The organism is Dactylosporangium sp. CS-047395, from assembly GCF_050942185.1.
Lineage (GTDB): Bacteria > Actinomycetota > Actinomycetes > Mycobacteriales > Micromonosporaceae > Dactylosporangium.
This window is the reverse complement of sequence record NZ_CP192015.1, coordinates 2,685,375-2,711,430: the sequence shown is the minus strand read 5'-3', so window position 1 is coordinate 2,711,430 and position 26,056 is coordinate 2,685,375. Positions and strand designations below refer to the sequence as shown.

28 protein-coding genes are annotated in these 26,056 nt (G+C 71.3%); 17 read left to right on the top strand and 11 right to left on the bottom strand.

Features of this window, described 5'->3' with window-relative positions; translation table 11 throughout:
- Positions 1-2,034, bottom strand: a complete 2,034-nt coding sequence (locus tag ACQP00_RS12645; protein WP_433218498.1) for a histidine kinase — start codon at positions 2,032-2,034, stop codon at positions 1-3.
- A gap of 111 nt (positions 2,035-2,145) precedes the next feature.
- Between ACQP00_RS12645 and ACQP00_RS12640 the strand changes: the two genes are divergently transcribed.
- The 5 genes from ACQP00_RS12640 to ACQP00_RS12620 all read left to right on the top strand — a co-directional run bounded on the left by ACQP00_RS12640 (position 2,146) and on the right by ACQP00_RS12620 (position 5,175).
- Positions 2,146-2,760, top strand: coding sequence for a hypothetical protein (locus ACQP00_RS12640; RefSeq protein ID WP_433218496.1), 615 nt, complete (start codon positions 2,146-2,148; stop codon positions 2,758-2,760).
- Between the two features lie 24 nt (positions 2,761-2,784).
- Positions 2,785-3,183: a VOC family protein gene (locus ACQP00_RS12635; RefSeq protein ID WP_433218494.1), complete on the top strand. Its 399-nt coding sequence runs from the start codon at positions 2,785-2,787 to the stop codon at positions 3,181-3,183.
- 37 nt (positions 3,184-3,220) lie between these two features.
- Complete coding sequence (locus tag ACQP00_RS12630) at positions 3,221-3,766, top strand: DUF3558 family protein (RefSeq protein ID WP_433218492.1); 546 nt, start codon at positions 3,221-3,223, stop codon at positions 3,764-3,766.
- A gap of 66 nt (positions 3,767-3,832) precedes the next feature.
- Positions 3,833-4,564 carry a hypothetical protein gene (locus ACQP00_RS12625; protein WP_433218490.1) on the top strand — a complete coding sequence of 244 codons (732 nt, stop codon included), beginning with the start codon at positions 3,833-3,835 and terminating at the stop codon, positions 4,562-4,564.
- Complete coding sequence (locus ACQP00_RS12620) at positions 4,561-5,175, top strand: hypothetical protein (protein ID WP_433218488.1); 615 nt, start codon at positions 4,561-4,563, stop codon at positions 5,173-5,175. The genes ACQP00_RS12625 and ACQP00_RS12620 overlap by 4 nt, the downstream gene beginning before the upstream one ends.
- Before the next feature lie 18 nt (positions 5,176-5,193).
- Here ACQP00_RS12620 and ACQP00_RS12615 read toward each other — a convergent pair whose 3' ends face one another.
- From ACQP00_RS12615 to ACQP00_RS12595, 5 genes are all read right to left on the bottom strand, one after another.
- A complete protein-coding gene (locus ACQP00_RS12615; RefSeq protein WP_433218486.1) occupies positions 5,194-5,868 on the bottom strand; it encodes a hypothetical protein in 675 nt (224 codons plus the stop codon).
- Between the two features lie 86 nt (positions 5,869-5,954).
- Positions 5,955-6,404, bottom strand: a complete 450-nt coding sequence (locus ACQP00_RS12610; protein ID WP_433218484.1) for a group II truncated hemoglobin — start codon at positions 6,402-6,404, stop codon at positions 5,955-5,957.
- 82 nt (positions 6,405-6,486) lie between these two features.
- Complete coding sequence (locus ACQP00_RS12605) at positions 6,487-7,209, bottom strand: hypothetical protein (RefSeq protein WP_433218482.1); 723 nt, start codon at positions 7,207-7,209, stop codon at positions 6,487-6,489.
- A 193-nt stretch (positions 7,210-7,402) separates the two neighbouring features.
- On the bottom strand, positions 7,403-7,822 hold the full coding sequence (locus tag ACQP00_RS12600; RefSeq protein ID WP_433218481.1) for a hypothetical protein: 420 nt from the start codon (positions 7,820-7,822) through the stop codon (positions 7,403-7,405).
- Between the two features lie 8 nt (positions 7,823-7,830).
- The gene (locus tag ACQP00_RS12595; RefSeq protein ID WP_433218479.1) at positions 7,831-8,469 is read right to left on the bottom strand and encodes a hypothetical protein; all 639 of its coding nucleotides are present in this window, start codon (positions 8,467-8,469) and stop codon (positions 7,831-7,833) included.
- A 135-nt stretch (positions 8,470-8,604) separates the two neighbouring features.
- Here ACQP00_RS12595 and ACQP00_RS12590 point away from each other — a divergent pair, with 135 nt between their 5' ends.
- Positions 8,605-9,444 carry an SMI1/KNR4 family protein gene (locus tag ACQP00_RS12590; protein ID WP_433218477.1) on the top strand — a complete coding sequence of 280 codons (840 nt, stop codon included), beginning with the start codon at positions 8,605-8,607 and terminating at the stop codon, positions 9,442-9,444.
- A gap of 142 nt (positions 9,445-9,586) precedes the next feature.
- Here ACQP00_RS12590 and ACQP00_RS12585 read toward each other — a convergent pair whose 3' ends face one another.
- Positions 9,587-10,090 (bottom strand): chemotaxis protein CheX, encoded by a 504-nt coding sequence (locus ACQP00_RS12585; protein WP_433218475.1) that lies wholly within the window; start codon positions 10,088-10,090, stop codon positions 9,587-9,589.
- A 161-nt stretch (positions 10,091-10,251) separates the two neighbouring features.
- Here ACQP00_RS12585 and ACQP00_RS12580 point away from each other — a divergent pair, with 161 nt between their 5' ends.
- The 8 genes from ACQP00_RS12580 (at position 10,252) to meaB (ending at position 19,307) form a co-directional block, all read left to right on the top strand.
- Positions 10,252-10,800 (top strand): ATP-dependent Clp protease proteolytic subunit, encoded by a 549-nt coding sequence (locus ACQP00_RS12580; protein ID WP_433218473.1) that lies wholly within the window; start codon positions 10,252-10,254, stop codon positions 10,798-10,800.
- Between the two features lie 84 nt (positions 10,801-10,884).
- A complete protein-coding gene (locus tag ACQP00_RS12575) occupies positions 10,885-12,159 on the top strand; it encodes an acyltransferase family protein (protein ID WP_433218471.1) in 1,275 nt (424 codons plus the stop codon).
- Positions 12,160-12,244: 85 nt separating this feature from the next.
- Positions 12,245-12,538, top strand: a complete 294-nt coding sequence (locus ACQP00_RS12570; protein ID WP_433218469.1) for a hypothetical protein — start codon at positions 12,245-12,247, stop codon at positions 12,536-12,538.
- Positions 12,535-13,920: a hypothetical protein gene (locus ACQP00_RS12565; RefSeq protein WP_433218468.1), complete on the top strand. Its 1,386-nt coding sequence runs from the start codon at positions 12,535-12,537 to the stop codon at positions 13,918-13,920. Before ACQP00_RS12570 ends, ACQP00_RS12565 begins: the two co-directional genes overlap by 4 nt.
- Complete coding sequence (locus tag ACQP00_RS12560; protein ID WP_433218466.1) at positions 13,868-14,449, top strand: hypothetical protein; 582 nt, start codon at positions 13,868-13,870, stop codon at positions 14,447-14,449. The genes ACQP00_RS12565 and ACQP00_RS12560 overlap by 53 nt, the downstream gene beginning before the upstream one ends.
- A 66-nt stretch (positions 14,450-14,515) precedes the next feature.
- A complete protein-coding gene (locus ACQP00_RS12555; RefSeq protein ID WP_433218465.1) occupies positions 14,516-16,228 on the top strand; it encodes a methylmalonyl-CoA mutase subunit beta in 1,713 nt (570 codons plus the stop codon).
- Between the two features lie 38 nt (positions 16,229-16,266).
- The gene (gene scpA / locus ACQP00_RS12550; protein ID WP_433223828.1) at positions 16,267-18,357 is read left to right on the top strand and encodes a methylmalonyl-CoA mutase; all 2,091 of its coding nucleotides are present in this window, start codon (positions 16,267-16,269) and stop codon (positions 18,355-18,357) included.
- Positions 18,339-19,307, top strand: coding sequence for a methylmalonyl Co-A mutase-associated GTPase MeaB (meaB, locus tag ACQP00_RS12545; RefSeq protein WP_433223826.1), 969 nt, complete (start codon positions 18,339-18,341; stop codon positions 19,305-19,307). Before scpA ends, meaB begins: the two co-directional genes overlap by 19 nt.
- Here the strand turns inward: meaB and ACQP00_RS12540 are convergent.
- Both ACQP00_RS12540 and ACQP00_RS12535 read right to left on the bottom strand, forming a co-directional pair.
- A complete protein-coding gene (locus tag ACQP00_RS12540; protein WP_433218463.1) occupies positions 19,304-19,495 on the bottom strand; it encodes a ferredoxin in 192 nt (63 codons plus the stop codon). The two genes, meaB and ACQP00_RS12540, sit on opposite strands and share 4 nt — an antisense overlap.
- A 652-nt stretch (positions 19,496-20,147) precedes the next feature.
- Entirely contained in the window at positions 20,148-21,029 is an 882-nt protein-coding gene (locus ACQP00_RS12535) for a hypothetical protein (RefSeq protein ID WP_433218461.1), read from the bottom strand.
- A gap of 122 nt (positions 21,030-21,151) precedes the next feature.
- Here ACQP00_RS12535 and ACQP00_RS12530 point away from each other — a divergent pair, with 122 nt between their 5' ends.
- Both ACQP00_RS12530 and ACQP00_RS12525 read left to right on the top strand, forming a co-directional pair.
- Positions 21,152-22,201, top strand: coding sequence for a coiled-coil domain-containing protein (locus ACQP00_RS12530; protein ID WP_433218459.1), 1,050 nt, complete (start codon positions 21,152-21,154; stop codon positions 22,199-22,201).
- Positions 22,202-22,265: 64 nt separating this feature from the next.
- Positions 22,266-23,513: a hypothetical protein gene (locus ACQP00_RS12525; protein ID WP_433218457.1), complete on the top strand. Its 1,248-nt coding sequence runs from the start codon at positions 22,266-22,268 to the stop codon at positions 23,511-23,513.
- Here ACQP00_RS12525 and ACQP00_RS12520 read toward each other — a convergent pair.
- Complete coding sequence (locus tag ACQP00_RS12520; RefSeq protein WP_433218455.1) at positions 23,503-24,390, bottom strand: LysR family transcriptional regulator; 888 nt, start codon at positions 24,388-24,390, stop codon at positions 23,503-23,505. The genes ACQP00_RS12525 and ACQP00_RS12520 overlap by 11 nt on opposite strands.
- 75 nt (positions 24,391-24,465) lie before the next feature.
- Here ACQP00_RS12520 and ACQP00_RS12515 point away from each other — a divergent pair, with 75 nt between their 5' ends.
- Positions 24,466-24,741 carry a CBU_0592 family membrane protein gene (locus ACQP00_RS12515; RefSeq protein WP_433218454.1) on the top strand — a complete coding sequence of 92 codons (276 nt, stop codon included), beginning with the start codon at positions 24,466-24,468 and terminating at the stop codon, positions 24,739-24,741.
- Here ACQP00_RS12515 and ACQP00_RS12510 read toward each other — a convergent pair.
- Positions 24,708-26,051 carry a hypothetical protein gene (locus ACQP00_RS12510; protein ID WP_433218453.1) on the bottom strand — a complete coding sequence of 448 codons (1,344 nt, stop codon included), beginning with the start codon at positions 26,049-26,051 and terminating at the stop codon, positions 24,708-24,710. The two genes, ACQP00_RS12515 and ACQP00_RS12510, sit on opposite strands and share 34 nt — an antisense overlap.
- Positions 26,052-26,056 lie beyond the last annotated feature (5 nt).

The following is a 26,056-nucleotide window of genomic DNA, read 5'->3' as shown; positions in this document are numbered from 1 at the left end:
TCAGCCTAATGTCGTCGTGGACAGGGGCAGATGCGCGCGCACGAGGGTGCCGCCGCCGGCGGGGCACTCGATCTCGCAGCGCCCGCCGAGCTCGGCCGCCCGCTCCCGCAGCGAGACCAGCCCGACGCCGCTCGGTGTGCCGGGCGGGATCCCGGTGCCGTCGTCGCGGACTTCGACGACCAGGTCGCGCTCGCCCGCGGTGAGCGTGATCGTGCAGCTCGTCGCGTGCGCGTGCTTCGTCACGTTGGTCAGTGCCTCCGACGCGATCCGGTACGCCGCGACCTCCACCGCCGCCGGCAGGTCGGCCGGCAGCGTGGCGGAGACCCGTGTGGTCAGCCCCGGCGCGCGGAGGCGCTCGGCGAGCTGCTCGACCGCGCCGGCCAGGCCCACGTCGTCCAGCGCGGGCGGGCGCAGGTCGTGCACGAGCCGCCGGACGTCGGCCAGGGCGGTCGAGACGTCCTCGCGGGCTCGGCGCAGCACCCCGTCGGCCTGTTCGGGCGCCCTGCCGAGCAGGTTGCGGGCGGTGTCGATGCGCAGCGCCACCCCGCCGAGCGCCGGGCCGAGGCCGTCGTGCAGGTCGCGGCGGACCCGGCGGCGCTCCTCCTCCCGCGCCCCGACCAGCCGCTCCCGGCTCACCTGCAGCTCGGCCGCGAGATAGCTGGACCGGGCCGCGGCCGCCGCCTGCCGCACCACGTCGGCCAGCAGCCGCTCGTCCCGCGGCGACAGCGCCGTCCGGTACCCCCCGGCGGCAAGGATGAGGCGGCCGACGGTCTCGTCGCGGTACGTGATGGGCAGCGTCTGCGTGTCGCCCGGCGCACTGCCGAACTCGGCCAGCAGCGCCTGCCCGCCGTGATGGTGGACCTCGACGGCGACGTAGGGCGAGCGGAACGCCTCGGCGACGCTGCGCGCGACGGCCAGCAGCTGCCGTTCGGGGCTGTCGGAGCGTTCCAGCTGTTCGGCGAGGCCCGAGATGATGCGGTACGGGTCGTGCCGCTGCCCCAGCACCACCCGCTGGACGAGCGTCCACAGGCGGTTGCGCAACGGGCCGTACACGAGAAGGACGACCAGCAGCCCGACCAGCGCGGCGCCCTGGGAGCCGAGGGCGGTGGTGACGAGGGCCAGGATCGCGGCGTCGACGAGCACCACGATGGCGGCCAGGGCTCCGTAGAGCACCGTGCCGCCGAGGAGCCGGTCGATGTCGAGCCACTGCGGGGCGAGCACGCCGATGGCGATCGACCCGCCGGTGACCGCGATGGCCACGAACAGCCCGATGCCGAGCGCGGACCGGGGCAGCACGAGCGCCGAGAGCATGACGAGCACGTCGACCACGCCGGCCCACAACAGCCACCGCATCCGGGCGCGATCGAGGCCCCTTGCCGCGCGGTACCGGCGAAACACCACCGCGAACGGGATCAGCAGGCTGACCGGGAGCGCCGCGTAACCCACCCGCAGCAGCACCTCCCACGCCCCGTCGGGCAGCGGCAGGCGGAGCAGATCGATCGACAAGGCGCGCAGGGACGCCGGCTCGGACCCGTCGTTCATCGCGTCGGCGATCCGTGCGGGCACGAACAGCAGCGTCAGCGGCAGCACGGCGGTCGCGGCCAGGCTGCCCACCGACGCCCACCGCCACCACCCGCGCGGCAGGCGTCCGTCCGGATAGAACACCAGCAGCAGCGGCAGGCTGAAGAGCAGCGCGGAACCGACCCGTTGGTACAGCCAGTACGCCAACGACGCCCCCGGTTCGACGGGCGGCGCGGCGATGGCGTGCGCGACGTACGCGGCGGCGGCCCCGTCGACCGCCCAGTGCAGCCCGCTCGCGCACAGGATCCAGGCCACGGCGTTGCGCGGCACGTAATAGGCGAGCAGCCCGCCCGGCACCGCGAGCGCCAGCCCCGCCACTCCCGAGATCCACCCCGCCTCGAGCCCGTCGTCCGCCGGTACGCCGGCTTCGAGCACCACACTCGCCCCGGTCGCGGCCAGCGTGAGCACCACGAACACGCCGCCGACCAGGGTGGACACGCGAGGCTTGGACACTCGGAAATGGTGCCATCCAGGGTGTCCCGAGCGCCCGAGGACGCGCGTCCCGCGTTTTCCGGGACACCGGCCTCTCGTGCCCGGGTCGCCGCGTTCGCCAGTCTTCTGGGCATGACCATCAGAACCGAGCCCATTCCCGCTCGTACCGACCTTTCGCCCGCCCCCGCCGCGAAGTCCTTCACCCGCCCCCTCGGCCTGGCCCTCACCACCGGCACGCTGATCTGGGCCGGCGCCATGTTCACCGTCGGCAACAACCCGACCGACTCGCTCGGCCGCACCATCTCCGACCTCGGCGGCGCCTGCTTCCAGCTGGGCCTCTTCGCCCTCCTGGCCATCCAGCTGCGCACGGCGGCGACGGGCACCTCGAAGGTCGCCCGCGGCATGCTGTACACCGAACACGTCCTGCTGGCGATCGCCACGCTCTGGAGCGTCCTGCACGCCGTCCCGTCCCTGCGCGACGAGGCCTTCCTGGTCCCGATGGACGTCTTCTGGCCGCTGTCCATGCTCGGCATGTTCATCATCGGCCTGAAGATCCTGTTCACCGCCCGCTGGAAGGGCGCCGCCCGCGTCTGGCCGGCGGTGGCCGAGAGCTGGGCGGTCATCACCGTTCCCGCGTTCGCCATCCTGGGCTCCCCGACCGCCGACTACATCGGCGGCGCCCACCTGCTCGTCGGCTACGCGACCCTGGGCCTGATCCTCGCCGCCCGCCCCACGCTGACCTCCTGACGCTTTCGTGCGAGGCTGGATGGCATGCCGTTGAGCAGCTTCCCGTTGCGCGCCTCGATCGCCGTGTCCGACATCCACGCCGCCGTCGCCTTCTACGAGGGCAAACTGGGCCTGCCGGTACTCCACACCGGCCCCAGCGCCCGCATCGAGGGCGGCGGCCGCGTGTACGGCTCGGGCGGCGGGCCGGCCCTGAACGTCTACCAGTCGACCACCGCCGGCACCACGGCGGCCACCCTGGCCACGTGGTACGTCGACGACCTCGACCAGCTCGTCGACGAACTGGCGGCGGCGGGGGTGGAGACGGTGCGGTACGACGGCCTCGAATACGACGACCGAGGGATCACGCCTCGCGCGGGCGGGGGACGGATCGCCTGGATCCAGGACCCCGACGGGAACACCTTCGCCCTGGAATCCGACAGTTGACGGTCGCTGGTTCACTGACGTCGATACCTTGATCCTCATGAACCTGCGTTCGGGTATCACGCTCGCGTCCGGCCTCGTCGCCGCTACCCTCGTGCTGGCCGCCTGTGGCGGGTCGTCGACTCCCGCGCCGAGCGGTGGCGCCACGACGACGACGGCACCGGTACCGGCACCGGCCACCACGGCGGCGGCCGCGGCCGGCGTGGTGCAGGACGCCTGCGTCCTCGTGAGCCTGGACGAGGCGGCCTCGGCCAGTGGTCTGAGCGGCTTGTCGAAGCGGGAGAGCTCGGCCGCCTTCTGCAGCTACCAGCAGGGCAACCAGGCGGTCGACGTCAGCGTGGCGCGGGCGCCCTTCACGAAGGCATCGGTCGACGCGGCCAAGGCCGGCCTGGACTCCCCGGCGACCGACCTGCCGGGCGTCGGCGACGCGGCCTTCGTGGCCAAGGAGCAGGCGGGCGTCGGCTTCGGCGACACGTGGGCGCGCGGCTACTACATCGAGATCCGGGTGCAGTCCTCGGCGAAGGACCCGGTCGCAGCGGCCGGCGTCCTGCTCAAGACGGCCGTCAACCACATCCCGAGCGCTTGATCTGACCTGCGACATCGGTGACATTTGTCGGTACCGTGCCGGCATCGCCTTTCCTACGCTCGTCGCATGAGCAATCGCCGGTTCCCGATCGCCACGACCGTCGTGTTCGCCTTGACCGCGGTCGCCGAACTGCTCCAGTGGACGATCAAGGATTGGGGCCCGGCCCTGCAGCGCGACCCCGGCGGCCTCACCTGGTCGCACTGGTGGCGGCTGTTCTCGCCGCTGCTCACGCAGATGGCCTCGCCCGGCGTCTCCGGAACCGCGCAGTTCGTCAGCAACATGCTGTTCCTGGCCGTCATCGGCGTCGGCGCGGAATGGGTCCTCGGCCCCCGCTGGTGGCTGGCCGGCTACCTCACCGGCGGGATCGTCGGGCAGCTCACCGGGTACTGGCTGGAACCACCCGGCGGCGGCACCTCCGTCGCGGTACTCGGGGTCGCGGCCCTGTTGGCGATGGCCGTCGTGCTGGGCGCGCGGGCGCAGTCGGTATCGCTGATGTTCGTCGGGTACTTCCTCGCCGCGATCACCCTCGTCAGCCTCACCAACCTCATCACCGCCGTCATCGTCATCGTGGTCGGCGCCTGGCTGTACCAGTTCGCGCGGAACCGCTGGCCGCGCCGGGCCGACCTCACCCTCGTCGGCGTCTCGGTGCTCTTCGCGGCGGTGCTGATCGCGGCGGGGGACCACCACGGGTGGGCGTTCGCGGCGGGCATGGCTCTCGCGCCGCTGTACCGCCGCTCGCCGACCGCACGCTCGGCCCGGTCACCGGAGACTCAGCTCGCGGTGGAACGACAAGCATGATTGTCGCCGTGACCGGCCCCAGCGCGGCGGGCAAGACGACATGGTGCCGCGAGCACCATCCGACGGACACCGTGCCCGAGTACGTTCCGACCGGCGAAGCCCTACCCGGCCCGGACCCCGCCGAACAAGCGGCGTTCTGGTGCGCGGTCAACGCGCGCCGGTGGTCGCAGGCCCTGCACCGGGAGCGCGCCAGTGGACTCGCCGTCTGTGACGATGACCCGCTCAAGCTGCATTACAGCTGGTCGCTGGCCCGGATCGGCGAACTTTCCCGGCAGCATTGGCAGGCCGAGGTCGACGTACACCGGCGGGCCGTGGCGGAAAGCCGGCTCGGGTTCGCCGATCTGATCATCGTCTGCGCACCACCGGAGGACGAACTCCGCAGGCGCCGCAACGCGGATCCCACACGGCGGCGACGCAACTTCGACCTCCATGTCCGGCTGGCCGGACCCCTCCGCCAGTGGTACGAGGCGGTCGAGCGCGTCGGCGCGGCCCGGGTTGTCTGGGGACTGCCGCCGTCGGGTCTGCCGGTGGAGCCGCCCCCTCCAGGAGCGGACCGATACGACCTCGGCGCTTTCGACGCAGTCATGGCCGAGTTGCCCCGCTTCCGGTGAACTGACGGGTGCCCAGCGTCACGGAGTCTGGATCGGGTAGCCGATCGTGGCGACATCGGTGCGCAGTTCCGCGACCGTCGCGCTGGAGTGCAGGGCCTGCACCACGGCCTCGGTGAGCGGGCGGTGCGCGACGATGTGCTCGACCGCCGCGCGGTCGAGCTCGATCTCGTAGTAGTCGGCGGCGAACTCGGCGAATCGGTCGACGATGTCGTCCAGCAGGATGGCCAGCAGGCCGGACCCGTCGACGGTGTCGTACGGTCCGCGTGACGGCGGGAAGACGATGCCGTCCCCGGCGTGCCAGCGATCGTCGCCGGCGCCCCGCCACAGCACCGCGGTGGCGAGGAACTGGCCCTCCTCGTCGCCGAACGCCGGCTCCTCGACCTGGGGACGGAACTTCGCGGGGACACCGTCGAGCAGGCCCGGCCACAGCTCACGGTCCTCGTCGCGGTACGGGGACATCGGCGACTCGTGGTCGAACACCCGGATGAAGGCGCCCTGCGCGGTGAACACCACGGCCCACTCGTCGCCGCTGCCGTTGCTCATCAGCGCCGCCTCGTCGCCGCCCCACTGCGTGGTGTAGGCGTAGTACGGCTCGCCACCGTCGAGGATCCGGTCGAGCACCGCGAGCGCCTTGCAGCGGTCACGCAGTACGTCGATCGGCGGCAACTGCGCAGCAATGTCGTACACGGTCACCGGGCGACTCTACGCGGATTCTGCGCACCCACAGAACTCGCCGCGAACCGGATTGCCGCCGGCCGAGGTTGCGGGCGATGGACTCGTCATGATTGCTGCGGACCGTTCCAGGACCAGCGTGGAATGGTCAGGCCCTCGGGGACGGCGTCGGCCGACTCGTGGTACCGGGCCATGGTGGTCGTCGTGGTGTGGGCGAAGTAGTCGTGCAGGACCTGGCGCAGTGGCTCGGCGGTCAAGCCGACCGCGTCCAAGGCGTCATCGAAGCAGTCGATCGCCCGGCGGTCCATCTCCTCATGCCGGCCGTTGCCGCTGTGCATACGCACAACCGACGTCTCGTCGCCGTAGCGCTGCGAGTAGACGGCCGGGCCGCCGAGCGCCTCGGCCCAGTACGCCGCCAGCCGTTCGGTGTGCTGCGGATGGTACCCACGACTGAACGCGTGACTGACAATCTCGTCGGCCATCACGCGCTCATGCCAAGCCTGAGCGAGGCGGCGCAGACCCGCCTCGCCACCGGCCGCTTCATACACACTCTGCATCATCACAGCTTGCCGCAGCGGGCGTCGCCGCCTCGGAGGGGTGCACTACGGTGCCGCGATGACGAGCTCGCCGCCCGTGTGCTTATTCGCGGGGCACCCGGCCGGTCCTGACCAGCAGCACGATGAGGATCACCGCGACCAGCAGCCCGGCCGCGGCCCACGGCGGAACCGGCCCCCAGCGACCGAAGCGGCTGACGTGGCCGACCCGGGCGACGCTGTAGCCCTCGCCGCGCAGCACGTAGGCCTCGACGCTCGCCGGCGCGGCGTTGCTGTCGCGCGGAAAGTCCTCGTCGGCGAGGGTGACCGTGCCGTCGTGCTGGCGCCCGTCGAGCGTCCAGGTGGCGTGCTCGCACGTGATGACGTGCCCGGTCGCGGCGCCGTTGCGGGCCATGCTGTAGTAGCTGGTCTCGCACTGCTTGGGCAGTGCCACCGTCACCTTCGTCCCGTACCAGCCGACATATTCGGCCGGGCCGAACCAGCGGACCAGCTGCCCGGCGACCCCGGCCAGGCCGGCGGCCATCGACACGAACAGCACCGCCAACGCCACCCCGCTCACCAGGGCCGCCCGGGCCCGACCACTGGTGACCGCGGTGGAGGGGTCGATGGCCCCGAGCCCGGCGGCCACGCCCAGCGGCAGGCCCACGACGATCAGCCCGACGCCGAAGTCGGGGTAGCCACCGCAGATGGTCATGACGACGCCGACGACGACCGCGATCAGGCCAACGACGGAGCTCAGTCCGTACAAGAGACCACCGACGTGTTCCGGCGCCGTGTCAGCCGCGGGCAGGGATCGACTCTCGTCCACGGGTGACACGATAGCGAGCGCTCGCGGCCCTGTGGGGGCGCCAACAGTTGCGTGCAAGGTTGGGCGGCCGCCCCGAGCGGATTGGGAAGGCGATTCCGTGTGAGGGTTGCCGGCCAGCCACGGCACATGCACGACGTCGAACGATGGACCGTCGGCCGGCTTCGCGACGCACTGCTGGACGGTCGCGGGTGCGCTACGGCTTGGCAGTCGCCTGGATGAACGACAAGACCTGCGGCAGGACGTGGCAGAACTCGCCGCCACCCCACGAGTCCACGAGACCGCCGGCTCGCTCCATCGCATCCCAGAACGGCTCGGCCGATCGAATGATGTCTTCCGCACCGGCCGCATCGACGTCGATGACGGCGCGTACAGCCGCCACCAGTTCCGTGCGGGACGCGACCTGCATGTCTTCCAATGGATCACGAAGCATTCGCAAGAAGCTACCCCAGCGGACGCGTACGCTCATGCCGCCGGTGGTGAGCGGCGGATCGCTGCGCCGATCGGTAGCGAGGCATTCCAGTTGTGGTTCGGCAGGCGCGCCGTAGCGCACCGGGGATTCAACGACAAGGCAACTGCCTGTTTGTGACTGCAGGATCTCGGAGCCGGGCGTCATGAGTCGGCTCAGGTGCCGTTGTTGTCGACCCAACGGCAGAAGGGGTCCGTGGTGTCCTCGTCGCCCATCTCGGCGGGCTCCCGCACTATCTCCAGCCCGACCGCCGGGGCGGTGACACCGAAGGTGCGGTGCAGCCAATCCCGGTAGGGCGCATTGACAATCTCGTGGTCGGCGTCCCACGGCTCGGGCGGCGCGCCGAACTCCTCGTTCCAGCAGATCTCCCGGTAGCCGACCGCCAGCAGCCGCAGAAAGTCGACCGCATCGTCCGCGAGCACGCACGTCATGATCGAACCGCTGCCCGAACCGAGATGGACGATCCTGACCCGTCCCTCACCGTCGCGCCACAAGGCGGCCAATGAACCTTCGCCGCCGGTCTGCGCGAACGGCCACAAGCGTGCGGCCGCATCCGGGACCGAATCGTCGAACCAGGACCGTGTGTACGCAAGGGTCTGCTCGGCGGTGTAGCCACGCAACTCGATCGAGGTGCCCACCCAACCGTTGTCGCTCAGTGAGCCGTACAGATCTCCGTCGTGCCCTTTCACCACGAAACCTTGCTCGTCGACCCAGGCGAAGAGCAGGCGCAGCGGCTCCGGCAGGTCGAATCCGTCCGGCACCCGGGCCAGCGTCGTCTCGAGAAAGTCACCCACGCCCGGCAGCGTACGAGATCAGCTCGTCAGCACGATCGTCAGAGAGACGTCGGTGCGACGGATGGCCTGCCGTCCGGGCAAGATGACATTGTGCGAAGGGAGCGTCTGAGCTTCTCCGTGGATTCGGTCCAGGCCGTGGCGGAGGGCTGGCGGCTGGAGGGCGAACCGGGTTATCACCCGCGGCACTGGGCTCGCCCGGGAGACCGCTTCGACCGGGCCTGCCGCGAGCACGGCCGCCATCCGCGAAATGTGGGCCTGGTCGTGGTTGAGCTCACCGGGTCGTACGCCATCGTCACCGGTGTCGGTGGCGACCTTCTCAAGCCCGACGACATCGTCTCGGGCGAGCGTCTCGTCGACGACAGCGGCTGGACCGGCGGAAGGCTCCAGCGGCCGGTCGACGCCGTGCAACGCCTGTCCCAGATTCTCGTTCTGCCGGCCCTCGCCACGGCCGGTGGGACCGGCCGCGACTGGTCTCCCATCGAGGCGGGACTGGGTGTCGCGCTTCCGAACGACTACAAGATGTTCGTGGACGCGCAGGGGCCCGGATCCGTCGACGACCACCTCATCGTCTGCGCCCCTGACGCTGCCCACGACTGGGCGGATCTGCTGCAGAACAGCACCTATGCGCGCGAGTGCGTCCGCCTCAACTTCGCCGGTCCCGATGCCTGCTCCGGAGATTGGGCCCTGGGTGACGCGTTGCGGTGGGCACCGAACAGTGAAGATGTTCCGTCCTGGTTCGAGCCCGGTGACGACCTGATCTCGTGGGGGCATTCCGTCAACGGTGACTTCCTCTTCTGGCACGTCAGGCCCGGCACGGCGGCTGACGAGTGGCCCGTGGTGCTGAAAGAACGAGGGCCGTCCTGGGAGCAGTACCACGTCGGATTCGCCGCGACACTGGCCGGGCTGCTCACCGGCGAAATTCAGTCCGAGTACCTCAGCCGTTGGCTCGGCGGACCGCACTCCTACGCGCTCTGACAGCGTGACCATGGCGCAACGCCGTGCGCTGAGGTCAGTGGCATGTGGTCGCTGCGGCTACCCCGGGCGTCGGGATCTGCCGTTGACCGGGTGCCCTGCTGGCTGTCGCCGATGAGGTTGTGGCGTTCAGGAAGGACCCCGGCTACGGCTTTTTGGCGATCAAGGGCAGGCCGGCGCGGTCCGGGTTGACGTGCAGGACGCTGAACGTGATCGGTTCGCCGTTCGGCCAGGCGATGGACAGGCGGTGGGTCTCGCGCGTGGCCGGGAACAACATGCGCCCCGTGGCCACCACCGGCAGGCCCAGTTTGGCCGGTTGGGCGCCGCGGTTCTTGATGTTGCCGCCGATCACGTTGATGAGTTCGCCCATGGCGTCGGTGACGTCCTGGTCGGTCACCTCGCCGGACTCCATGGCCAGCATCAGGGCGGTGATGTCGCCGGCCGCGGTCGGAGGCACCAGGACCCGCACGTGGCCCTCCCAGGCGCCGGTGATGGACACGGCCGCGGTGATGGCCTTGCGGTCCTCGGGGGCCGCGAGGTCGGTCGGGGTCGCTTCGGGCTGCTGCAGGTAGGCGTCCCAGACCTCGTTGACGATCTCGAGGAGGTCGCGGTCGACCAGGCCGGACTCTGCGTAGGTGGCGTCCGCCATGGCGGCTCCCCAAGCGTGCGGCACCGCCTGCCGGTGCCTCCTTCCCCGCATGGTGCCAGTCCAGGGTTTCAACGCGAGCGGTTTGCCATATTTGTGAAGCCCTCAGCGGAATCCGGGGTGCACGAGGGGCCGAACCACGCATTCGCGCCTAAGTTCGGCACATGCGGCCATTCAACGAAAACGAGCCCTCATGGCTGGACGAGCAGTTGTTCACGCGGCGCATGGTGTTTCTGCGCGGGCCGATCGAGCCCGACATGGCATCTCGGGCGGCGGCCACGCTGCTCGCGCTCGATGCCACCGGCAGTGAGCCGATCAGCGTGCACATGAGCGCCGACCAGGGCAACCTCGCCGCCGTCTGGACGCTCGTGGACGCCATCGACTCGATCGGGGCGCCGGTGCACGCCACCGCGGTCGGCGAGGTCAGTGGAGCGGCTCTGGGCGTGTACTGCGCCGCCGCCGAGCGTACCGCCTTCGCCCACGCGCGGTTCCGGCTCGCCGAGCCCAAGGTGACCTCGCCCGGCGGGACGGCCGATCAGGTGGTCGCCGAGGCGGGGCGGTACCTGCGGGATCTGGAGGACCTGATCCTGCGCATCGCCGGGGCGACCGGGCAGCCGCGGTCCCGGGTCGAGGACGACCTGCAGGCCGGCAAGGTCCTCAGCGCACCGGAGGCGATCGACTACGGGCTGGTGAGCGCCATCGTCAAACGGTGACACCACTGTTAAATACTCATCAAGGGCGGATGTCACGCATCCGGACGTTTCGACACAAGGTCCCGGCGCTGGTTACAGTGCCGAGTGCTCAAAGCCGAAGGCAATCCCCCGGTGCGGCGCGAAGGCCGCCTCGCCGCCCTCGACGGCATGCGATTGGTCGCCGCCCTGCTCGTGGTGGTGTACCACTACGTCGGCACCCCGCAGTCCCAGTTGTGGGAGCGGGCCAACCGTGCCGTGTTCGGGCGGCTGTTCGACTTCGCCAACTACGGCTACCTCGGTGTCCAGCTGTTCTTCCTGATCTCCGGTTTCGTCATCTGCATGAGCTGCTGGGACCGCAACCTCAAGGACTTCGCCGTCTCCCGGGTCACCCGGCTGTACCCGATGTACTGGGTGGCGGTGCCGATCTCGTTCCTGGTCGTGCACTTCAACCGGGACACCGCGCTGTCCACCGGCGTGATCAAGGCCCCGACCACCCTGTCCGAACTGCTCGTGAACCTCACCATGGCCCAGGACGCGCTCGCCGTGCGCAGCGTCGACGGGGTGTACTGGACCCTCTGGGCCGAGCTGCGCTTCTACCTGCTCTTCGCGGTCGTGGTCGGGTTCGGCCTCACGTACCGCCGGGTGGTCGCGTTCTGCGCGCTCTGGCTGATCGCGACGATCCTCACCGGCAGCTACGGCATCCCGCTGATCGACTCGATCGTCCAGCCGATGTTCTCGCCCTACTTCATCGCGGGCATCCTGCTGTACCTCATGCACCGCTTCGGTTCCACGCCGCTGCTCTGGGGCCTGATCGGGCTGTCGTTCGTGCTCGCGCAGTACCAGGTGCTCAAGGACACGCGGCACATGAACCAGTTCCTCGGCGTACACATGAAATGGACCCTGGCGATGGTGCTCGTCGGCGGGTTCTTCGTGGCCGTCGCGGCCGCCGCCTTGGGACGGCTCGACTGGGCGCGCTGGCGGTGGCTCACCGTGGCCGGGGTCATGACCTATCCGCTGTACCTGCTGCACCAGGACATCGGGGTGATCACGATCCGCCGGCTCAAGGGCGTGATCGACCCGTACCCGCTGCTGGCCGGCATGATCGCGGCAATGCTGGTCGCCGCCTATCTCGCCCACCGGCTGATCGAGCGGCCGTTCGCGCCGCGGCTCAAGCGGCTGCTGCAGTCCGGGATGAACCTCGATCCGCCCTCGCGTGTCCTGCCCCGGGGTGAACATGCCATCCGTACCGACAAACCGGTCGAACCACCCGCGCCGGACCCCGAAACCACCCCAATGGCACGTATAGTCCCGGCGGTCGAACGCGACGGGGACCACGATCCGGTGGGGGTTGGCAATGGCGGAGGGCGCAGCCGGAAATAGCCGGCTCGCGGCGCGGCTGATCGTCATCGTCCTGGCGGCCGGGGCCCTCGTCCCGGCCGCCTGGAACGCCGCGCACGCCGCCCACATGGGCGCCTACCTCGCGGCCAGGTACCGCGGCGCCACCAACGGCCCGCAGCACCGGGTCATCGCGGCCATGGAGTACCTCGGGTCCGAGATGGCCGCCCGGGTGCCCGCCGGCACGCGGGTCTGGGTCGACGAGGCCGACGAGGTGTGGTGGTTCCGGATGCAGGAGCTCGTCACCATGCACGGGCTGGTGCTCACCAAGGACCGCGCCGGCGCCGAGCTCGTGCTGCACCGTCGCGTGGATCCGGCCGCGCCGGCCGGGGTCCGCCTCGACGTCACGTCGGTGGCCGGATGACCAGCGTCGTCGCCGTCTTCGTGCTCGCCGTGTCCGGGCTCCCCCTCGCCTGGGCGCTGACCCGTTCGGTACCCCTGGCCACCCTCCTCGCCCCGCTCGCCGGCGCCGTCGTGGCGACCGCGGCGGTGGTCCTCATGCTGTGGCTGCGCGGCCCGCTGGTGCCGTGGTTCGCCGCCGTCTTCGCCGGGACCGTCGTCATCGCGTGGCTGGCGCGCCGGGCCGCACCCGTGGCCGCGTTCGGCTGGCTGGAGGCGGGGCTGCTGGGAGTACCATTGCTGGCTCCTTTCCTGATGATGTTCGATCAGCCACTGAGCTGGGACACGCACGCGATCTGGTGGCAGCACGCCGGGTATCTCGCGCACGGCGGGGACTTCGCGCGGGCCGCGATCGGCAGCGAGGCGCTCGCGGTCACCCACACCGACTATCCGCCGATCGCCTCGGCGCCGATCGCGGTCGTGTGGCAGCTGCTGGACTCGTTCACGTTCCGCCCGGCGTTCGCGGTGAACGTCGCCGTCACCTTCTCCGGCGTCGCCCTCGTCGGCTTCGCGGTGCGCCGGGCCACCGCGGGCGCGCCGGCCTGGCTGTCGATCCCGGTCGCGGTCCTGGCCGGGTGCGGGGCCTGGCTGCCCGAGTTCACCGGGCCGGCGCTGGGCTACAGCGACACCATGTGCGGGGCCGCGTTCGTGGCCGGCGCGGTGCTGCTGCTCGGCCGCCCGGAGCCGGCCGGGGTGACGCCGCTCGCGCTGTTTCTGGTCTCCGCGGCGGTACTCACCAAGAACGAGGGCCTCCCGCTCGCCGTGATGCTCGCCGTGGCGGCGACCGTGCGGTACCGCCGCGAGCTGCGTCGCGCCGCGTGGTGCTGGCTGCCGCTCGGGGTGACCGCGGTGTGGTCGGCGACCACGCGCGCGCTCGGCGCCGAGAACGACCTGATCGCCGAGGGCCGCTTCACCGCGCTGCTGGCGGGCGACGCCGACGCCTGGGGCCGGCTCGGTGCGATTCAGCGCGGGATGTTCGACCAGGTCAGCCTGGTGCTGGCGGCCGCCGCACTGGCGGCCCTGGTCGGGGCCGCGCTCCTGCGCGCCCGGCGCCGCGAGCTGGGCCTGGCCGGGGACGGCTGGCTGTGGGCGGTCCTGGCCGGATACTGGGCGGCGATCACGTTCATCTATCTGATTTCGCCGTATCCGATCGAGTGGCACCTGATGACCTCGGCGAACCGGGTTACGATCGTGGTGGCCATGCTGGCCTGTGTCAGCGCCGCCGGCTGGCTCGCCGTGGCGCTCGCACCGACCGGCCCGGCCCGTCCGATCCCGGCCCAATTATCCGCGGAGCGTGACCGTGGAGATCGAGGTGACCGGCGCCCAGCCGGTGCCGGAGCCGCCTGAGCGCGCCCGGAACCCGCGCCGCACGCTGAGCATCGCCCTGGCCCTGCTCATCGGGGCCGGCTTCGGGTTCGCGGTAGCCGCGGCCCGGCCCGCGCCGCGCACCAGCACGGGGGTCGCCACCGCGCCGAGCATGGCGGTCGCGAGCGAGACCGCGCTCAGCCCGCGCGAGACGGCCGACATGGTCCGCCGGGTCGTGGAGTACAACAAGCGCGACCCGGACGCGGTGGAGACCACGCCGGAGCGGTTCATGAGCGGGCTGCGCAACAACGTCACCCGGCTCGACGACGACCGGTCCTACCCGGCCGGCGAGTACCGCCTGCAGGTGATCTGCCTCGGCGACGGCCAGGTCTGGGCGCTGTTCCGCATCGGCGACGACGAGACGTACGTCGACATGGACTGCCACGCCGACCGCGTGCTGTTCACCCAGCTGCTGCTCACCGCCCGGGCCGGGGGCCGGCGCACCGTGACGGCGGTGACCGACGCCCCGCTCGGCGTGGCCATCGGGCTGCAGATTCTCAAAAAAGGCTGAGGTCACGCCGGTGGAGGTTGTCACAGACCGGAACGTTTCCCGGGAAGCGGATCTAACGTGTCCAGCATGAGCGCGCCCACCCAAGACGATCTCCGGGACTGGCAGCGGCTCGCACTTGGCGTGCTGCGCAAGTCCGGGCTGGCCGGCGAGGACACCCCGCCCGAGGCGGTCGCCGACCTGCTGGCCACCGAGACGTACGACGGGCTGCGGATCGCGCCGCTGTACACCGCGGCCGACCGGGCTCCGGACGCCGGCGCGCCCGGGCACCTGCCGTTCGTGCGGGGCGGGAGCACCGCGCCGCGGCCGTGGGACGTGCGCCAGCGCCACGCCGACCCGGACCCGAAGGCGACCCGGGCCGCGGTCCTGGCCGACCTGGAGAACGGGGCCACCTCGCTGTGGCTGACCGGCGTCGCCCCGGCCGACCTCGCCGAGGCCCTCGACGGGGTGCTGCTCGACCTCGCCCCGGTCGTGCTCGACCACGGCCCGCTGGGCCTGGAGGCGGCCCGCGCGTTCCTCGCCCTGCCCGGCGCCGACAAGTCCGGCAACCTGGGCCTCGACCCGCTGGGGCTGGAGGCGCGGACCGGCGTCGAGTCGGAGATGTCGGTGCTGTCGGCCCTGCTGGACTCGCCGGTGCCGATCGCCACGGTCGATGCGACGGTCTACCACGACGCTGGCGGCAACGACGCCCAGGAGATCGGGTACGCCACCGCCACCGGCCTGGCCTACCTGCGCGAACTGGTCGCGGCCGGGCTCAGCGCCGGGATGGCCCTCAAGCAGCTCGAGTTCCGCTTCGCCGCCACCGCCGACCAGTTCGCCACCATCGCCAAGCTGCGCGCCGCCCGGCGGATCTGGGCCCGGGTCGCGCAGGTCTGCGACGTGCCGCACCTGGGCGCCCAGCGGCAGCACGCGGTGACCAGCGACGCGATGATGACCGCGCGCGACCCGTGGACGAACCTCCTGCGCACCACCGTGGCGTGTTTCGCGGCCGGCACCGGCGGCGCCGGCGCGGTCACCGTCCAGCCGTTCGACGCCCGGCTCGGCCTGCCCGACGGCTTCTCCCGGCGCATCGCCCGCAACACACAGTCGCTGCTCATCGAGGAGTCCGGGGTCGCCCGGGTGCTCGACCCGGCCGGCGGCTCGTGGTACGTCGAGTCGCTCACCGACGCACTCGCGCACGCCGCCTGGGACGTGTTCACCGAGGTCGAGCGGGCCGGTGAGATGGCCGCGGCGCTGCGTTCGGGGCTGGTCGAGGAGCGCATCGGCACGGTCCGGCAGCGGCGCGAGGCCGACCTGGCGCACCGCCGGCAACCGATCACCGGCGTCTCGGAGTTCCCCGATCTGGCCGAGCGCCGGCCGGTGCGTCCCCCGGCACCGGTGCGGCCCTCCGGGGGTCTCCAGCAGATGTGGTACTCCCAGAGCTTCGAACACCTCCGCGACGTCGCCGAGGCCGCGTCAGAACCGCCGACGGTCCGCCTGGTCGCGCTGGGTTCCACGGCGTCCAACTCGGCCCGGGTGTCCTTCGCGGCCAACCTGTTCGCCGCCGGCGGCGTCCGCCTCAGCGAGGACAGCACGTCGCCGGTCGCCTGCATCTGCGGCTCCGATCGCTCGTACGGCGAGCAGGCCGCCGAGACCGCCGCCCGCCTGAAGTCCGAGGGCGTGACGACGGTGTGGCTGGCCGGCCAGGGCTCCTACGAGGGCGTGGACGCGTACCTGTTCACCGGCTGCGACGCGCTGGACGTGCTGCGGCGCACGCACGAGGACCTTGGAGTGGCACCGTGATCCCCGACTTCTCCGAGGTGGCCCTGGGCACACCCACCGTGTCTTCGGACGCTGACGAGCCGTCCGAGGTGTGGGCCACGCCGGAGGGCATCGACGTCAAGGGTGTATACGGCCCCGACGACCTCGCCGGGGTCGAGTTCCTGCACGGGTTGCCGGGCATCGCGCCGTACGTGCGCGGGCCCTATCCGACCATGTACACCACCCAGCCGTGGACGGTGCGGCAGTACGCCGGCTTCTCCACGGCCGAGGAGTCCAACGCGTTCTACCGGCGCAACCTCGCGGGCGGGCAGAAGGGCCTCTCGGTCGCCTTCGACCTGGCCACCCACCGCGGCTACGACTCCGACCACCCGCGCGTGGCCGGCGACGTGGGCATGGCCGGCGTGGCGATCGACTCGATCCTGGACATGCGGCGGCTCTTCGAGGGCATCCCGCTGGACCGGATGAGCGTCTCGATGACCATGAACGGGGCCGTGCTGCCGGTGCTGGCGCTGTTCATCGTGGCGGCGGAGGAGCAGGGGGTGAAGCCGGAGCAGCTCTCGGGGACGATCCAGAACGACATCCTCAAGGAGTTCATGGTCCGCAACACCTACATCTACCCGCCGGAACCGTCCATGCGGATCATCAGCGACATCTTCGGGTACACCTCGAAGCACATGCCGAAGTTCAACTCCATCTCGATCTCCGGCTACCACATCCAGGAGGCCGGGGCGACCGCCGACCTGGAACTGGCGTACACGCTCGCCGACGGTGTGGAGTACCTGCGGGCCGGCCGCGACGCCGGGCTGGACGTGGACGCGTTCGCGCCGCGGCTGTCGTTCTTCTGGGCGATCGGCATGAACTTCTTCATGGAGGTCGCCAAGCTGCGGGCCGGGCGGCTGCTGTGGGCGCGGCTGGTGCGCGAGTTCGGCGCCAAGAACCCGAAGTCGCTGAGCCTGCGCACGCACTGCCAGACGTCGGGCTGGTCGCTGACCGCTCAGGACGTGTTCAACAACGTGGTGCGCACCTGCATCGAGGCGATGGCGGCGACCCAGGGCCACACCCAGTCGCTGCACACCAACGCCCTGGACGAGGCCCTGGCCCTGCCGACCGACTTCTCGGCCCGCATCGCCCGCAACACCCAGCTGCTGCTGCAGCAGGAGTCCGGCACCACGCGGGTGATCGACCCGTGGGGCGGCAGCGCGTACGTCGAGCGCCTCACCCACGATCTGGCCGCCAAGGCCTGGGCCCACATCGAGGAGGTCGAGAAGGCCGGCGGGATGGCCCGGGCGATCAGCGAGGGCATCCCGAAGATGCGCATCGAGGAGGCGGCCGCCCGCACCCAGGCCCGCATCGACTCGGGCCGGCAGCCGGTGATCGGCGTCAACAAGTACCGTCCGGACACCGACGAGCCGATCGACGTCCTCAAGGTCGACAACTCGGCCGTCCGCGCGGCCCAGATCGCCAAGCTGGAGCGGCTGCGCGCCGAGCGCGACGAGACCGCGTGCCAGGACGCCCTGACCGCCCTGACCGAGGGCGCCACGAACGGCGGCAACCTCCTCGAACTGTCCGTCGACGCGGCGCGAGCCCACGCGACCGTCGGCGAGATCTCCGACGCGCTGGAGAAGGTCTTCGGGCGGCACACGGCACAGATCCGTACCATTTCCGGGGTGTATCGCGACGAGGCCGCCGGAGCGGGCAACGTGGAGCGGGTCCGCGCCGCGACCGACACGTTCGCCGAGGACGAGGGCCGCCGCCCCCGCATCCTGGTCGCCAAGATGGGCCAGGACGGCCACGACCGCGGCCAGAAGGTGATCGCCACCGCCTTCGCCGACCTCGGCTTCGACGTCGACGTGGGCCCGCTGTTCTCCACTCCCGCGGAGGTGGCCCGCCAGGCGGTCGAGGCCGACGTGCACATCGTCGGCGTCAACTCCCTGGCCGCCGGCCACCTGACCCTGGTGCCGGCCCTGCGCCACGAGCTCGCCGAACTGGGCCGCGACGACATCCTCATCGTGGTCGGCGGCGTCATCCCACCCCAGGACTACGACGCCCTGCGCACGGCGGGCGCGGCCGCGATCTTCGGCCCGGGCACGGTCATCGCCGACGCCGCCCTGGACCTGCTGGAGGTGCTGCGATCCCGGTTGCAGCACTGAGCGACCTCGTCGACGGCGTCCGGTCCGGCTCAAGGGCCTGGATCGCCCGCTCGATCACGCTCGTCGAATCCACCCGCGCCGACCACCGCACGCGCGCCCAGGAACTGCTGCACGCCCTGGCTGAGTTCTCCGGCGCCGCCCGCCGAATCGGCGTGACCGGCGTACCAGGCGTCGGCAAGTCCACCTTCATCGACGCCCTAGGCATGTACCTGATCGAGGCCGGCCACCGCGTGGCGGTCCTGGCCATCGACCCGTCCTCGACCCGCACGGGCGGCAGCATCCTGGGCGACAAGACCCGCATGAACCGCCTCGCAGCGGACCCGAACGCGTTCGTACGCCCCTCCCCCACCTCGGGCACCCTGGGCGGCGTGACCCGGGCGACCCGCGAGGCCATGGTCATCGTCGAGGCGGCCGGCTACGACGTGGTCCTCGTGGAAACGGTGGGCGTAGGCCAGTCCGAGACCACGGTGGCGGACATGGTCGACACGTTCCTTTTGCTGGCCCTGGCCCGCACCGGCGACCAGCTCCAGGGCATCAAGAAGGGCGTCCTGGAGCTGGCCGACGTGATCGCCGTCAACAAGGCGGACGGCCCCCACGAACAGGAGGCCCGCGCGGCGGCCCGCGAACTGTCGGGCGCGCTGCGGCTGCTGCACACCTCGACGGCGGTCCTGACGTGCAGCGGCCTGACCGGCGCGGGGCTGCCGGAACTGTGGGACCGCCTGCAACGCCACCACTCGGCCTTGGAGGCGTCCGGGGAGTTGCAGGCGCGCCGCGATCGGCAGCAGATCGGCTGGGTGTGGGCGATGACCCGCGACACCCTGCTGGACGGCCTGCGCACTTCCCCGGCGGTCCGTTCGCTGGCCCCCCGCATCGAGCAGGACGTCCTGACCGGCCGCCTCACCCCGGTCCAGGCGGCGGAGGCTCTTCTGGCGGCGTACCGGGGCGCCTAGACCTCCGTGATGGTGATCGCCTCCATCGGACACATGTCGACGGCGTCCTGAACCGCTTCGCTGGGCTCGACTTCCGCGTTGATCGGGTGCGCGCGGCCCTCGGCGTCGTCCAGCTCGAAATGCGCGGGGGCTACGCCTACGCAGCTCCCGGAGCCGACGCAGGCGTTGTTGACGGTGATTCGCCACATGGGGGTCAATCTATCCTTCCACCGGACCGATGGGCACCGCCATGTGCCCTCGGCCGATGGTCCCCGGCCGCTGGCGCGACCGGAATGTATTAGCGTGGTCCCGGAGACGACTTTGGTCACCGTTCGGTGGTCCAGACCGTAAATTCAGGAGCCGGGTCCACCGTGGTCGACATTCGGTGGTCCAGGAGAGAAATCCTAAAAAAAACCAATTTCCTGAGTTGTACCACCGAATGATGACCACGACGAACCCGGCAGTCCCCAACGGCCTGGACCACCAACCTTGACCAAAGTCTGACCGGGACCACGCTAACCCTGTGGGCCGCCGCCAGGCGGGCCGAACCATCGGCCGAGGGCACATATGTGGTGACCATAGGACCGGCTTGAAAAATAGCGCAATCTGCGATTCCAGGACAGCGAAAATAGCGCAGCCAAACACCAGGCTGGGATAATACAAAGCATGGCGCAGATGTCATTGTTCAGCCGCGCAGAAACGAACGCCATGCGAGACGTAACACGGCGAAGAAACTACTCAAAGGTCGGCGAGCAGTTTCGGCAAGAGCACAAGCAGCACCGCGACTGGGGCCTCCAGCAACGCCACACCCTGAAGCTGCGCCGCCTGGTGGCCGAGGAGATGGGCATGGCGGTCGAGCGGCTAAGCGGGCTCCGGAGCGCGCCGGAGCTTGGTGGCCCCGCCCTCCCGCCACCAGGCGGCGTAGGTGCTGTCCCACGGGAGCGGGTCGCGTCGCGGGCCGTCGAAGCGGTACGTGCGGCGGGTGGGGAAGACCGTGACGGCCATGGCGGCTTCGGACTCGTGGGAGGCGAGGCGCACCTCGTCGAAGGAGGGGTCCACGGCGACGATCGGGCGGCCGCTCATGGCGAGGTGGATGTGGTCGAAGATGCCGTGCTCGAAGTTGTCGAAGACGGTGATCGTCAGGAAGCAGGCGCCGAGCGGGTTCGGCGGGTCGGGGTTTTCGCGGGCGTCGGCCCATTCGGCGATCGTGTGGCCGGCCGTCCACGTGAAGCGGGCCACCTCACCTGGGCGCAGGAGGCGTTCGCGTCTCGCGGGGGCCGGGTCCTGGAAGTGGGCCTGCTCGTCGAGGCGGACGCGGGCGGTGGTGGCGCCCTCGTTGATGAGGATGCCGTCGGTGCGGAAGTGCAGGGGCGTGTTGCGCTCGGCGTCTCGGGCGTAGAGGCGGGCCGGGGAGGCGGCTTCGGCCGAGGGCTCCACGAGTGGGGGCCAGTGCGGGGTTTCCAGGAGGGCTACGACCAGGGGTGCGCGCTCGTCGGTGCGGGCGCGGGCCGCTTCGCGCAGGGCGGCGGTGGCTTGCTGGAGCATTTCCTGGGTGAGGGCGACCTGGTCCTCGGCGGCCTTGGCCTGGGTGGCGTTGAGCTCGACCTGGTGGTGCAGCTCCGGCAGTTGCTTGGCGGCGGTCCGGGCCGCGGCCCGGCCGGCGCGGGCGGCTGAGAAGGCGGCGAAGGCCGCGGCGAGGGCGCCTATGGCCGCGACGATCTGCATCCACTCGGCCGGTGTCACCCGGCCTAGGGCGGCTGTCAGCGCATCCCAGAAGGCCCGCATCCGTCGGATCTGCCCCGGGCGGGGACTAATAAGCACAAGAACCTCAAGTCAGGCCGGGCGGCGCCGATCAGCCGAGCAGTATGACCAGATCACGATGGATCGTGGCGGCCCTGTGCGCCCTGTTGGTCCTGCTGGCGCCCGTCCCGGCGTCGGCCGCGCCCGGGCAGCCGAAGCCGTCCCCCAAGACGACCGCGGCCGAGGAGGCCGGGTCCAGCGAGCTCTCCGAGCAGCTCGAGACGGCCAACCGGGCCTACATCGACGCGCAGAACCTGCTTGCGGCCTCGCAGCAGCGGCAGGCGCTCGTGCAGGCGCAACAGGCGGAGCTCGAGCCGCGGTACCAGAAGCTGGTGCACGAGACCGAGACGGTGACCGTCAAGGCGTACCAGTACGGCGGCGGGCTGCGCGATGCGGCGACGCTGCTCGACAGTGGCAGCCCGGGGGTGTTCGCCGATCGGGTCAGCCTGCTGGAACTGGTGGCGCGGCGGCAGAACGCCGATCTGCGGGAGCTCGCCAGTGTGCGAGCCAGCCTGGAGGCCAACCGGGCCACCATCGACAACGAGGTGCGGCGGCAGCAGCAACAACTCGACATCATGGCGAGCCAGAAGGCGGCGGTCGAGCAGGCCCTCGCCGAGGCGCTCAACCGGGAGTCGCAGCCGATCATCGATCCGGGTACGACCGTGAGCACGAAGACGCCTTCGACCAAGGCTCAGCCGGCGCCGCGGCGACCCGACGGGTCGTGGCCCACCGAAACGTGCAGCCTGCACGACCCGACCACGAGCGGGTGTCTCACGCCGCGGACGCAGCATGCGTTGGAGCAGGTGAAGCTGGCCGGGTTCGAGCACTACGTGTCGTGCTTCCGGCCCAGCGGGCCCTACGAACACCCGAAGGGGCGGGCCTGTGACTTCGCGGCCGATGCCAAGGGGTTCGGGGGGATCGCGATCGGGGCGGCCAAGGAGTACGGGACCGAGCTCGCGACCTGGCTGGTGCGCAACGCCACGGCGCTCGGGGTCACGTATGTCATCTGGTACCGGCAGATCTGGACGCCGGCCGCGGGCTGGCATCCGTACCGGAGCGGCAAGGGCGATCCGAGCAGTGACCACACCAACCACGTACACATGTCCATCTATTGACGACCTTGCCCGAAGGTGATCTGATCCGAGAACTCTTCACGTTCTGGGATCGAGGAGACCGCCAGTGTCCAAGCTCCTTCGTGCCTTAGCCGTCGCCGCCCTCGTCGCCTCCGGGGCGGTCGTCGCCACCGCCGGCCCCGCCACCGCCGCCCTGCCCACCGCCGCCGTCGCGCTCGGCGACAGCTTCATCAGCGGGGAGGGTGCCGGCAGCTATCAGCCCGTCGTCGACGTCAACGGGGTCGCGCAGGGCTTCCCCGGCTGGTCGGCGCCGAACAACAACGCCTTCTTCTGCCACCGCTCCGCCAACGCCTCGCTGCTGCAGGCCACGCTGCCCGGCATTCAGGACCGGTACAACCTGGCCTGCTCCGGCGGCCGCCCGGCCGACTTCGCGACGGCCAGTTCCGCCCGCGACAAGGGGCGGACCGTCGCCGCCCAGCTCGACCAGTTGCGCGCCGTCGCCCAGACCCATGACATCGATCTGGTACTGGTCGGTCTCGGCTCCAACAACAGCCAGTTCACCTTCGGCGACGTGGCCGAGAAGTGCGCCAACCGGTTCATCGCCGACGCGTGGACGGGCTGGTGGGAGTTCTGGGCGTACCTGAACGGCCCGGTCGAGCAGGCACCCTGCGCCGCCGGGGACCTCGCGACGGCCGCGCAGATGTCGGCCGCCACCACCGAGACGGTCGCCGCGATCCGTCAGCTGCTCGTGACGCTCGACCAGGTCGACGCCGACCACCAGCACAAGGTCGTGTTCCAGGACTACACCAACCCGCTGCCGTTCGACCTCGACCCGTCCTACTGGGAGGCCGACGGGCGCCAGGACGACCGGGACAAGTTCCGCGACCTCGGCGCGCTGCGGTACGCCGCCGGCTGTCCCATCCACCGCGCCAGCCTCTCCGCCGGGCACCTGTTCTCGCAGGGCCTCGGCACGCTGGTGCAGAACGTGCGCAACACCGTGGCCGCCGAGCGCCCGAACGACGACCTGGTCTTCCTCGACGTGCAGCACGCCTTCGACGGGGCCCGGCTGTGCGAGCGCCCGGGTAGCCCGGCCAATGCCCTGGCCACGCCGATCCGGCTGCAGGACGGCCCGAGCGGCACGTTCGTGACCAGCCTGTCCGGCAAGGACAAGATCGCCATCCAGAAGATCGCGAACACCTGCGCGTCGTACTTCCAGACGTGCCAGGAATCGTGGCACCCGACGGCGGCGGGGCAGGCCGTGCTCGGCAAGTGCCTGACAGCGGCCACGGCGGCGGCCCCGCGCGCGGCCGTCACCTGCTCGCGCCAGCCCGACGGGACCATCGTCACCGGATAGCGGCCTGAAGGCAGGACAGCAGCGCCTCGACCGCCGGCAGATGGGCCCGGGCCGCGGTCACATGGGCGTCCAGGCTGCGCGCGCCGGCCACGGGCAGCGCCGTCACCGTGATCTCGTCCCGGCGCGCGTCGCGCAGGGCGAGGTCCGGGGCGATCGTCGCGCCGTGGCCGGCCGCGACCAGGGCCAGCACCGTCGGGTAGTCCACGCAGGCGTGCGCGCGGCGGGGCACGAAGCCCCGCTCGCGGCACACCCGGTCGAGGATCTGGCCGGTCGTCGAGGAGGGCGGGCCGGCCACCCACGGGCGGTCGGCCAGGTCCTCCAACGCGTGCACCGGCGGCCACCCGACCGGGACGACCACGCGGTACGGGTCGTCACAGAGCGGTACCACGGAAACCTGACGGTGCTGCAGGCTGCGCTGCACGGCGTCGCGCTCGGTGATGGTCAGGTCGATGCCGCCCAGCCGCAGCTCGCGCAGGGCCGGCGCGCCCTCCAGTTCGGTGATCGAGCAGACCACGTCCGGGAACTCCGCCGCCAGCCGGGCCATCGCCGGGACCAGCAGGTGGCGGATCACGGTCGCGAACGCCGCCACCCGCACCAGGCCCGCGGCCCGGCCCGAGAGCGCCGCGAGCTCGCGCTCGGCGGCACCGAGTTCACGGGCGATCGCCTCGGCGCGGTCGGCCAGGATGCGGCCCGCCGCGGTGAGCACGGCCCGGCGGCCGGTCCGGTCGACCAGCGGCCGGCCCACGCTGTGCTCGAGCTGCGCGAGCTGCTGCGACACCGCCGAGGGGGTCACGTGCAGGGCGGCCGCGGCGCCGGCCAGGGTGCCGCGGCGGGCGATCGCGGCGAGCACGGCCAGCCGGCGCGGGTCGAGATCCATGTTGAGGCCTGCTTAAGGTGCGCTGTAGGAATTCTCGTTCACACGTTAGCTCCACTTGATGCGACGATCGTGCCCATGCTGATCGACTTCATGGGCTGGATCGGTGCCGCCCTGGTCCTGGCCGCGTACGGGCTCGTCTCGGCCAAGCGGCTCGAAGGCGACGGGATCGTCTTCCAGACCATGAACATCGTGGGGGCCGTGGCCCTGGCCTGGAACTCGGCGGTCAGTCACGCCTGGCCATCGACGGCCGTGAACGTCGCGTGGGTCGGGATCGGCGCGGTGGCCATGTTCAGGATTGCGCGGCGGGCCCGGGCGCGTCAGAGCGAGTACCAGGGCGCCCGGATGCGGTAGAAGGTGAACTCGCCGGCCGTCGCGCACGCCAGGTAGGTGTGGCTCCAGGTGCACGAGTCCGGCCGGGCGTCGACGGAGCCGAGGTCGCGCGCGGTGCCGTGCTCGGCGTCGACGCCCATCCAGGCGAAGGCGCCGGCGGGCGGCACCGCCGGCAGCAGCAGGTAGCTGCCCTCGTCCAGCCGCGCGGCGCGCTTGCCGGGCCAGCTGCTCACGGTCTTGCCGGCCGCGTCCAGCAGCGTCTCGGTGGCGCCGTCGGACTGGCTCGCGGTGCGCACCATGATCCGGTCGCCGACCGGCACGGCCTGCGAGGGGCGCTCGGCCTCGACGCGGAACACGACCTGGCCGGTGGCGATGTCGAGCTGGGTGAGGTGGTGCTCCTCGCCGACGCACACCCGCTGCTCGCCGCACGAGGCGACGAACAGGGGCCGCGCCTGCTGGTCCGGCGACGACCAGGTCCACTGGCTCTTGTTCAAGTGCGTTCGCTCGTACGCCCGGAGCTCGAACCCGGCCCCGCCCGTGGCCACGAAGACCTGTTCCTCGTACGGGTACACGAGGTCCCCCGGCCCGGCGAGGTCGCGGCCGGCCCCGAGCACGTGCCCACCGGCCAGCCCGACGACCTCCAGGCCCCGCTCGGCGGTGGCCCGCACGATGTGCGGATCGACGGTCAGGGCCTCGTCCAGCGGCTCCCCCGTCGTCGACGTCGGCACCTGCTGGCCGCTCCAGTTGTCGGTCAGCCACCAGCTCGCCGCGCCGCCCGGCTGGTCGAACGCGGCGGTCGGCTTGCCGGTGCCGACGTCGGTAACGGTGAGGCGGTGCTCGGCGTCGGCGTACCGCACGAAGTACTTGCCCACCAGCGCCCACCGGTCGCGGCCCTCGACGTCGAACGTCGCGAACGGCACCCCGTTGTTGGCGTTGAGCAGCGTCACCCGCCGGTGCCCGGCCGCGTCCGGCAGCCCGGTGACCTGCACCATGCCGCGGGCCGAGCGGAACGTGTCGACGTCGGTCAGCGACGTGTTGGTCCAGATCGCAGTGGCGGGCTTGTCGGAGTCGACGGCCCGCAGCTCGTACCCGCCGCCGCCGGTCGCGCGGCCGAGGAACGCCCGGCCGCCGTCCAGGTAGGCCCGCGCCCGTTCGCTGCCGGCCGGCAGCGCCACGCCGCCGATCCGGTCGAAGGGTTTGAAGCCGTAGGGGCGCTGGCTCACGCGGTACACGATGCCGAACACGAGCAGCACGAGCACGAGCCCGGCGACGGCCCCGGCCGACCACCGCGCCCGCCGCGAGAGCCACAACGAGTGGGCGTGCGTTTGCACCCGCC

Coding starts and splice junctions, on each gene's coding strand:
- ACQP00_RS12640 (WP_433218496.1), top strand. CDS start 2,146: ATGACCATCAGAACCGAGCCCATTCCCGCTCGTACCGACCTTTCGCCC.
- ACQP00_RS12540 (WP_433218463.1), bottom strand. CDS start 19,495: ATGTGGCGAATCACCGTCAACAACGCCTGCGTCGGCTCCGGGAGCTGC.
- ACQP00_RS12570 (WP_433218469.1), top strand. CDS start 12,245: ATGGGCGCCTACCTCGCGGCCAGGTACCGCGGCGCCACCAACGGCCCG.
- ACQP00_RS12635 (WP_433218494.1), top strand. CDS start 2,785: ATGCCGTTGAGCAGCTTCCCGTTGCGCGCCTCGATCGCCGTGTCCGAC.
- ACQP00_RS12610 (WP_433218484.1), bottom strand. CDS start 6,404: ATGCAGAGTGTGTATGAAGCGGCCGGTGGCGAGGCGGGTCTGCGCCGC.
- ACQP00_RS12580 (WP_433218473.1), top strand. CDS start 10,252: ATGCGGCCATTCAACGAAAACGAGCCCTCATGGCTGGACGAGCAGTTG.
- ACQP00_RS12585 (WP_433218475.1), bottom strand. CDS start 10,090: ATGGCGGACGCCACCTACGCAGAGTCCGGCCTGGTCGACCGCGACCTC.
- ACQP00_RS12520 (WP_433218455.1), bottom strand. CDS start 24,390: ATGGATCTCGACCCGCGCCGGCTGGCCGTGCTCGCCGCGATCGCCCGC.
- ACQP00_RS12600 (WP_433218481.1), bottom strand. CDS start 7,822: ATGACGCCCGGCTCCGAGATCCTGCAGTCACAAACAGGCAGTTGCCTT.
- ACQP00_RS12630 (WP_433218492.1), top strand. CDS start 3,221: ATGAACCTGCGTTCGGGTATCACGCTCGCGTCCGGCCTCGTCGCCGCT.
- ACQP00_RS12530 (WP_433218459.1), top strand. CDS start 21,152: ATGACCAGATCACGATGGATCGTGGCGGCCCTGTGCGCCCTGTTGGTC.
- ACQP00_RS12515 (WP_433218454.1), top strand. CDS start 24,466: ATGCTGATCGACTTCATGGGCTGGATCGGTGCCGCCCTGGTCCTGGCC.
- ACQP00_RS12555 (WP_433218465.1), top strand. CDS start 14,516: ATGAGCGCGCCCACCCAAGACGATCTCCGGGACTGGCAGCGGCTCGCA.
- ACQP00_RS12620 (WP_433218488.1), top strand. CDS start 4,561: ATGATTGTCGCCGTGACCGGCCCCAGCGCGGCGGGCAAGACGACATGG.
- ACQP00_RS12565 (WP_433218468.1), top strand. CDS start 12,535: ATGACCAGCGTCGTCGCCGTCTTCGTGCTCGCCGTGTCCGGGCTCCCC.
- ACQP00_RS12625 (WP_433218490.1), top strand. CDS start 3,833: ATGAGCAATCGCCGGTTCCCGATCGCCACGACCGTCGTGTTCGCCTTG.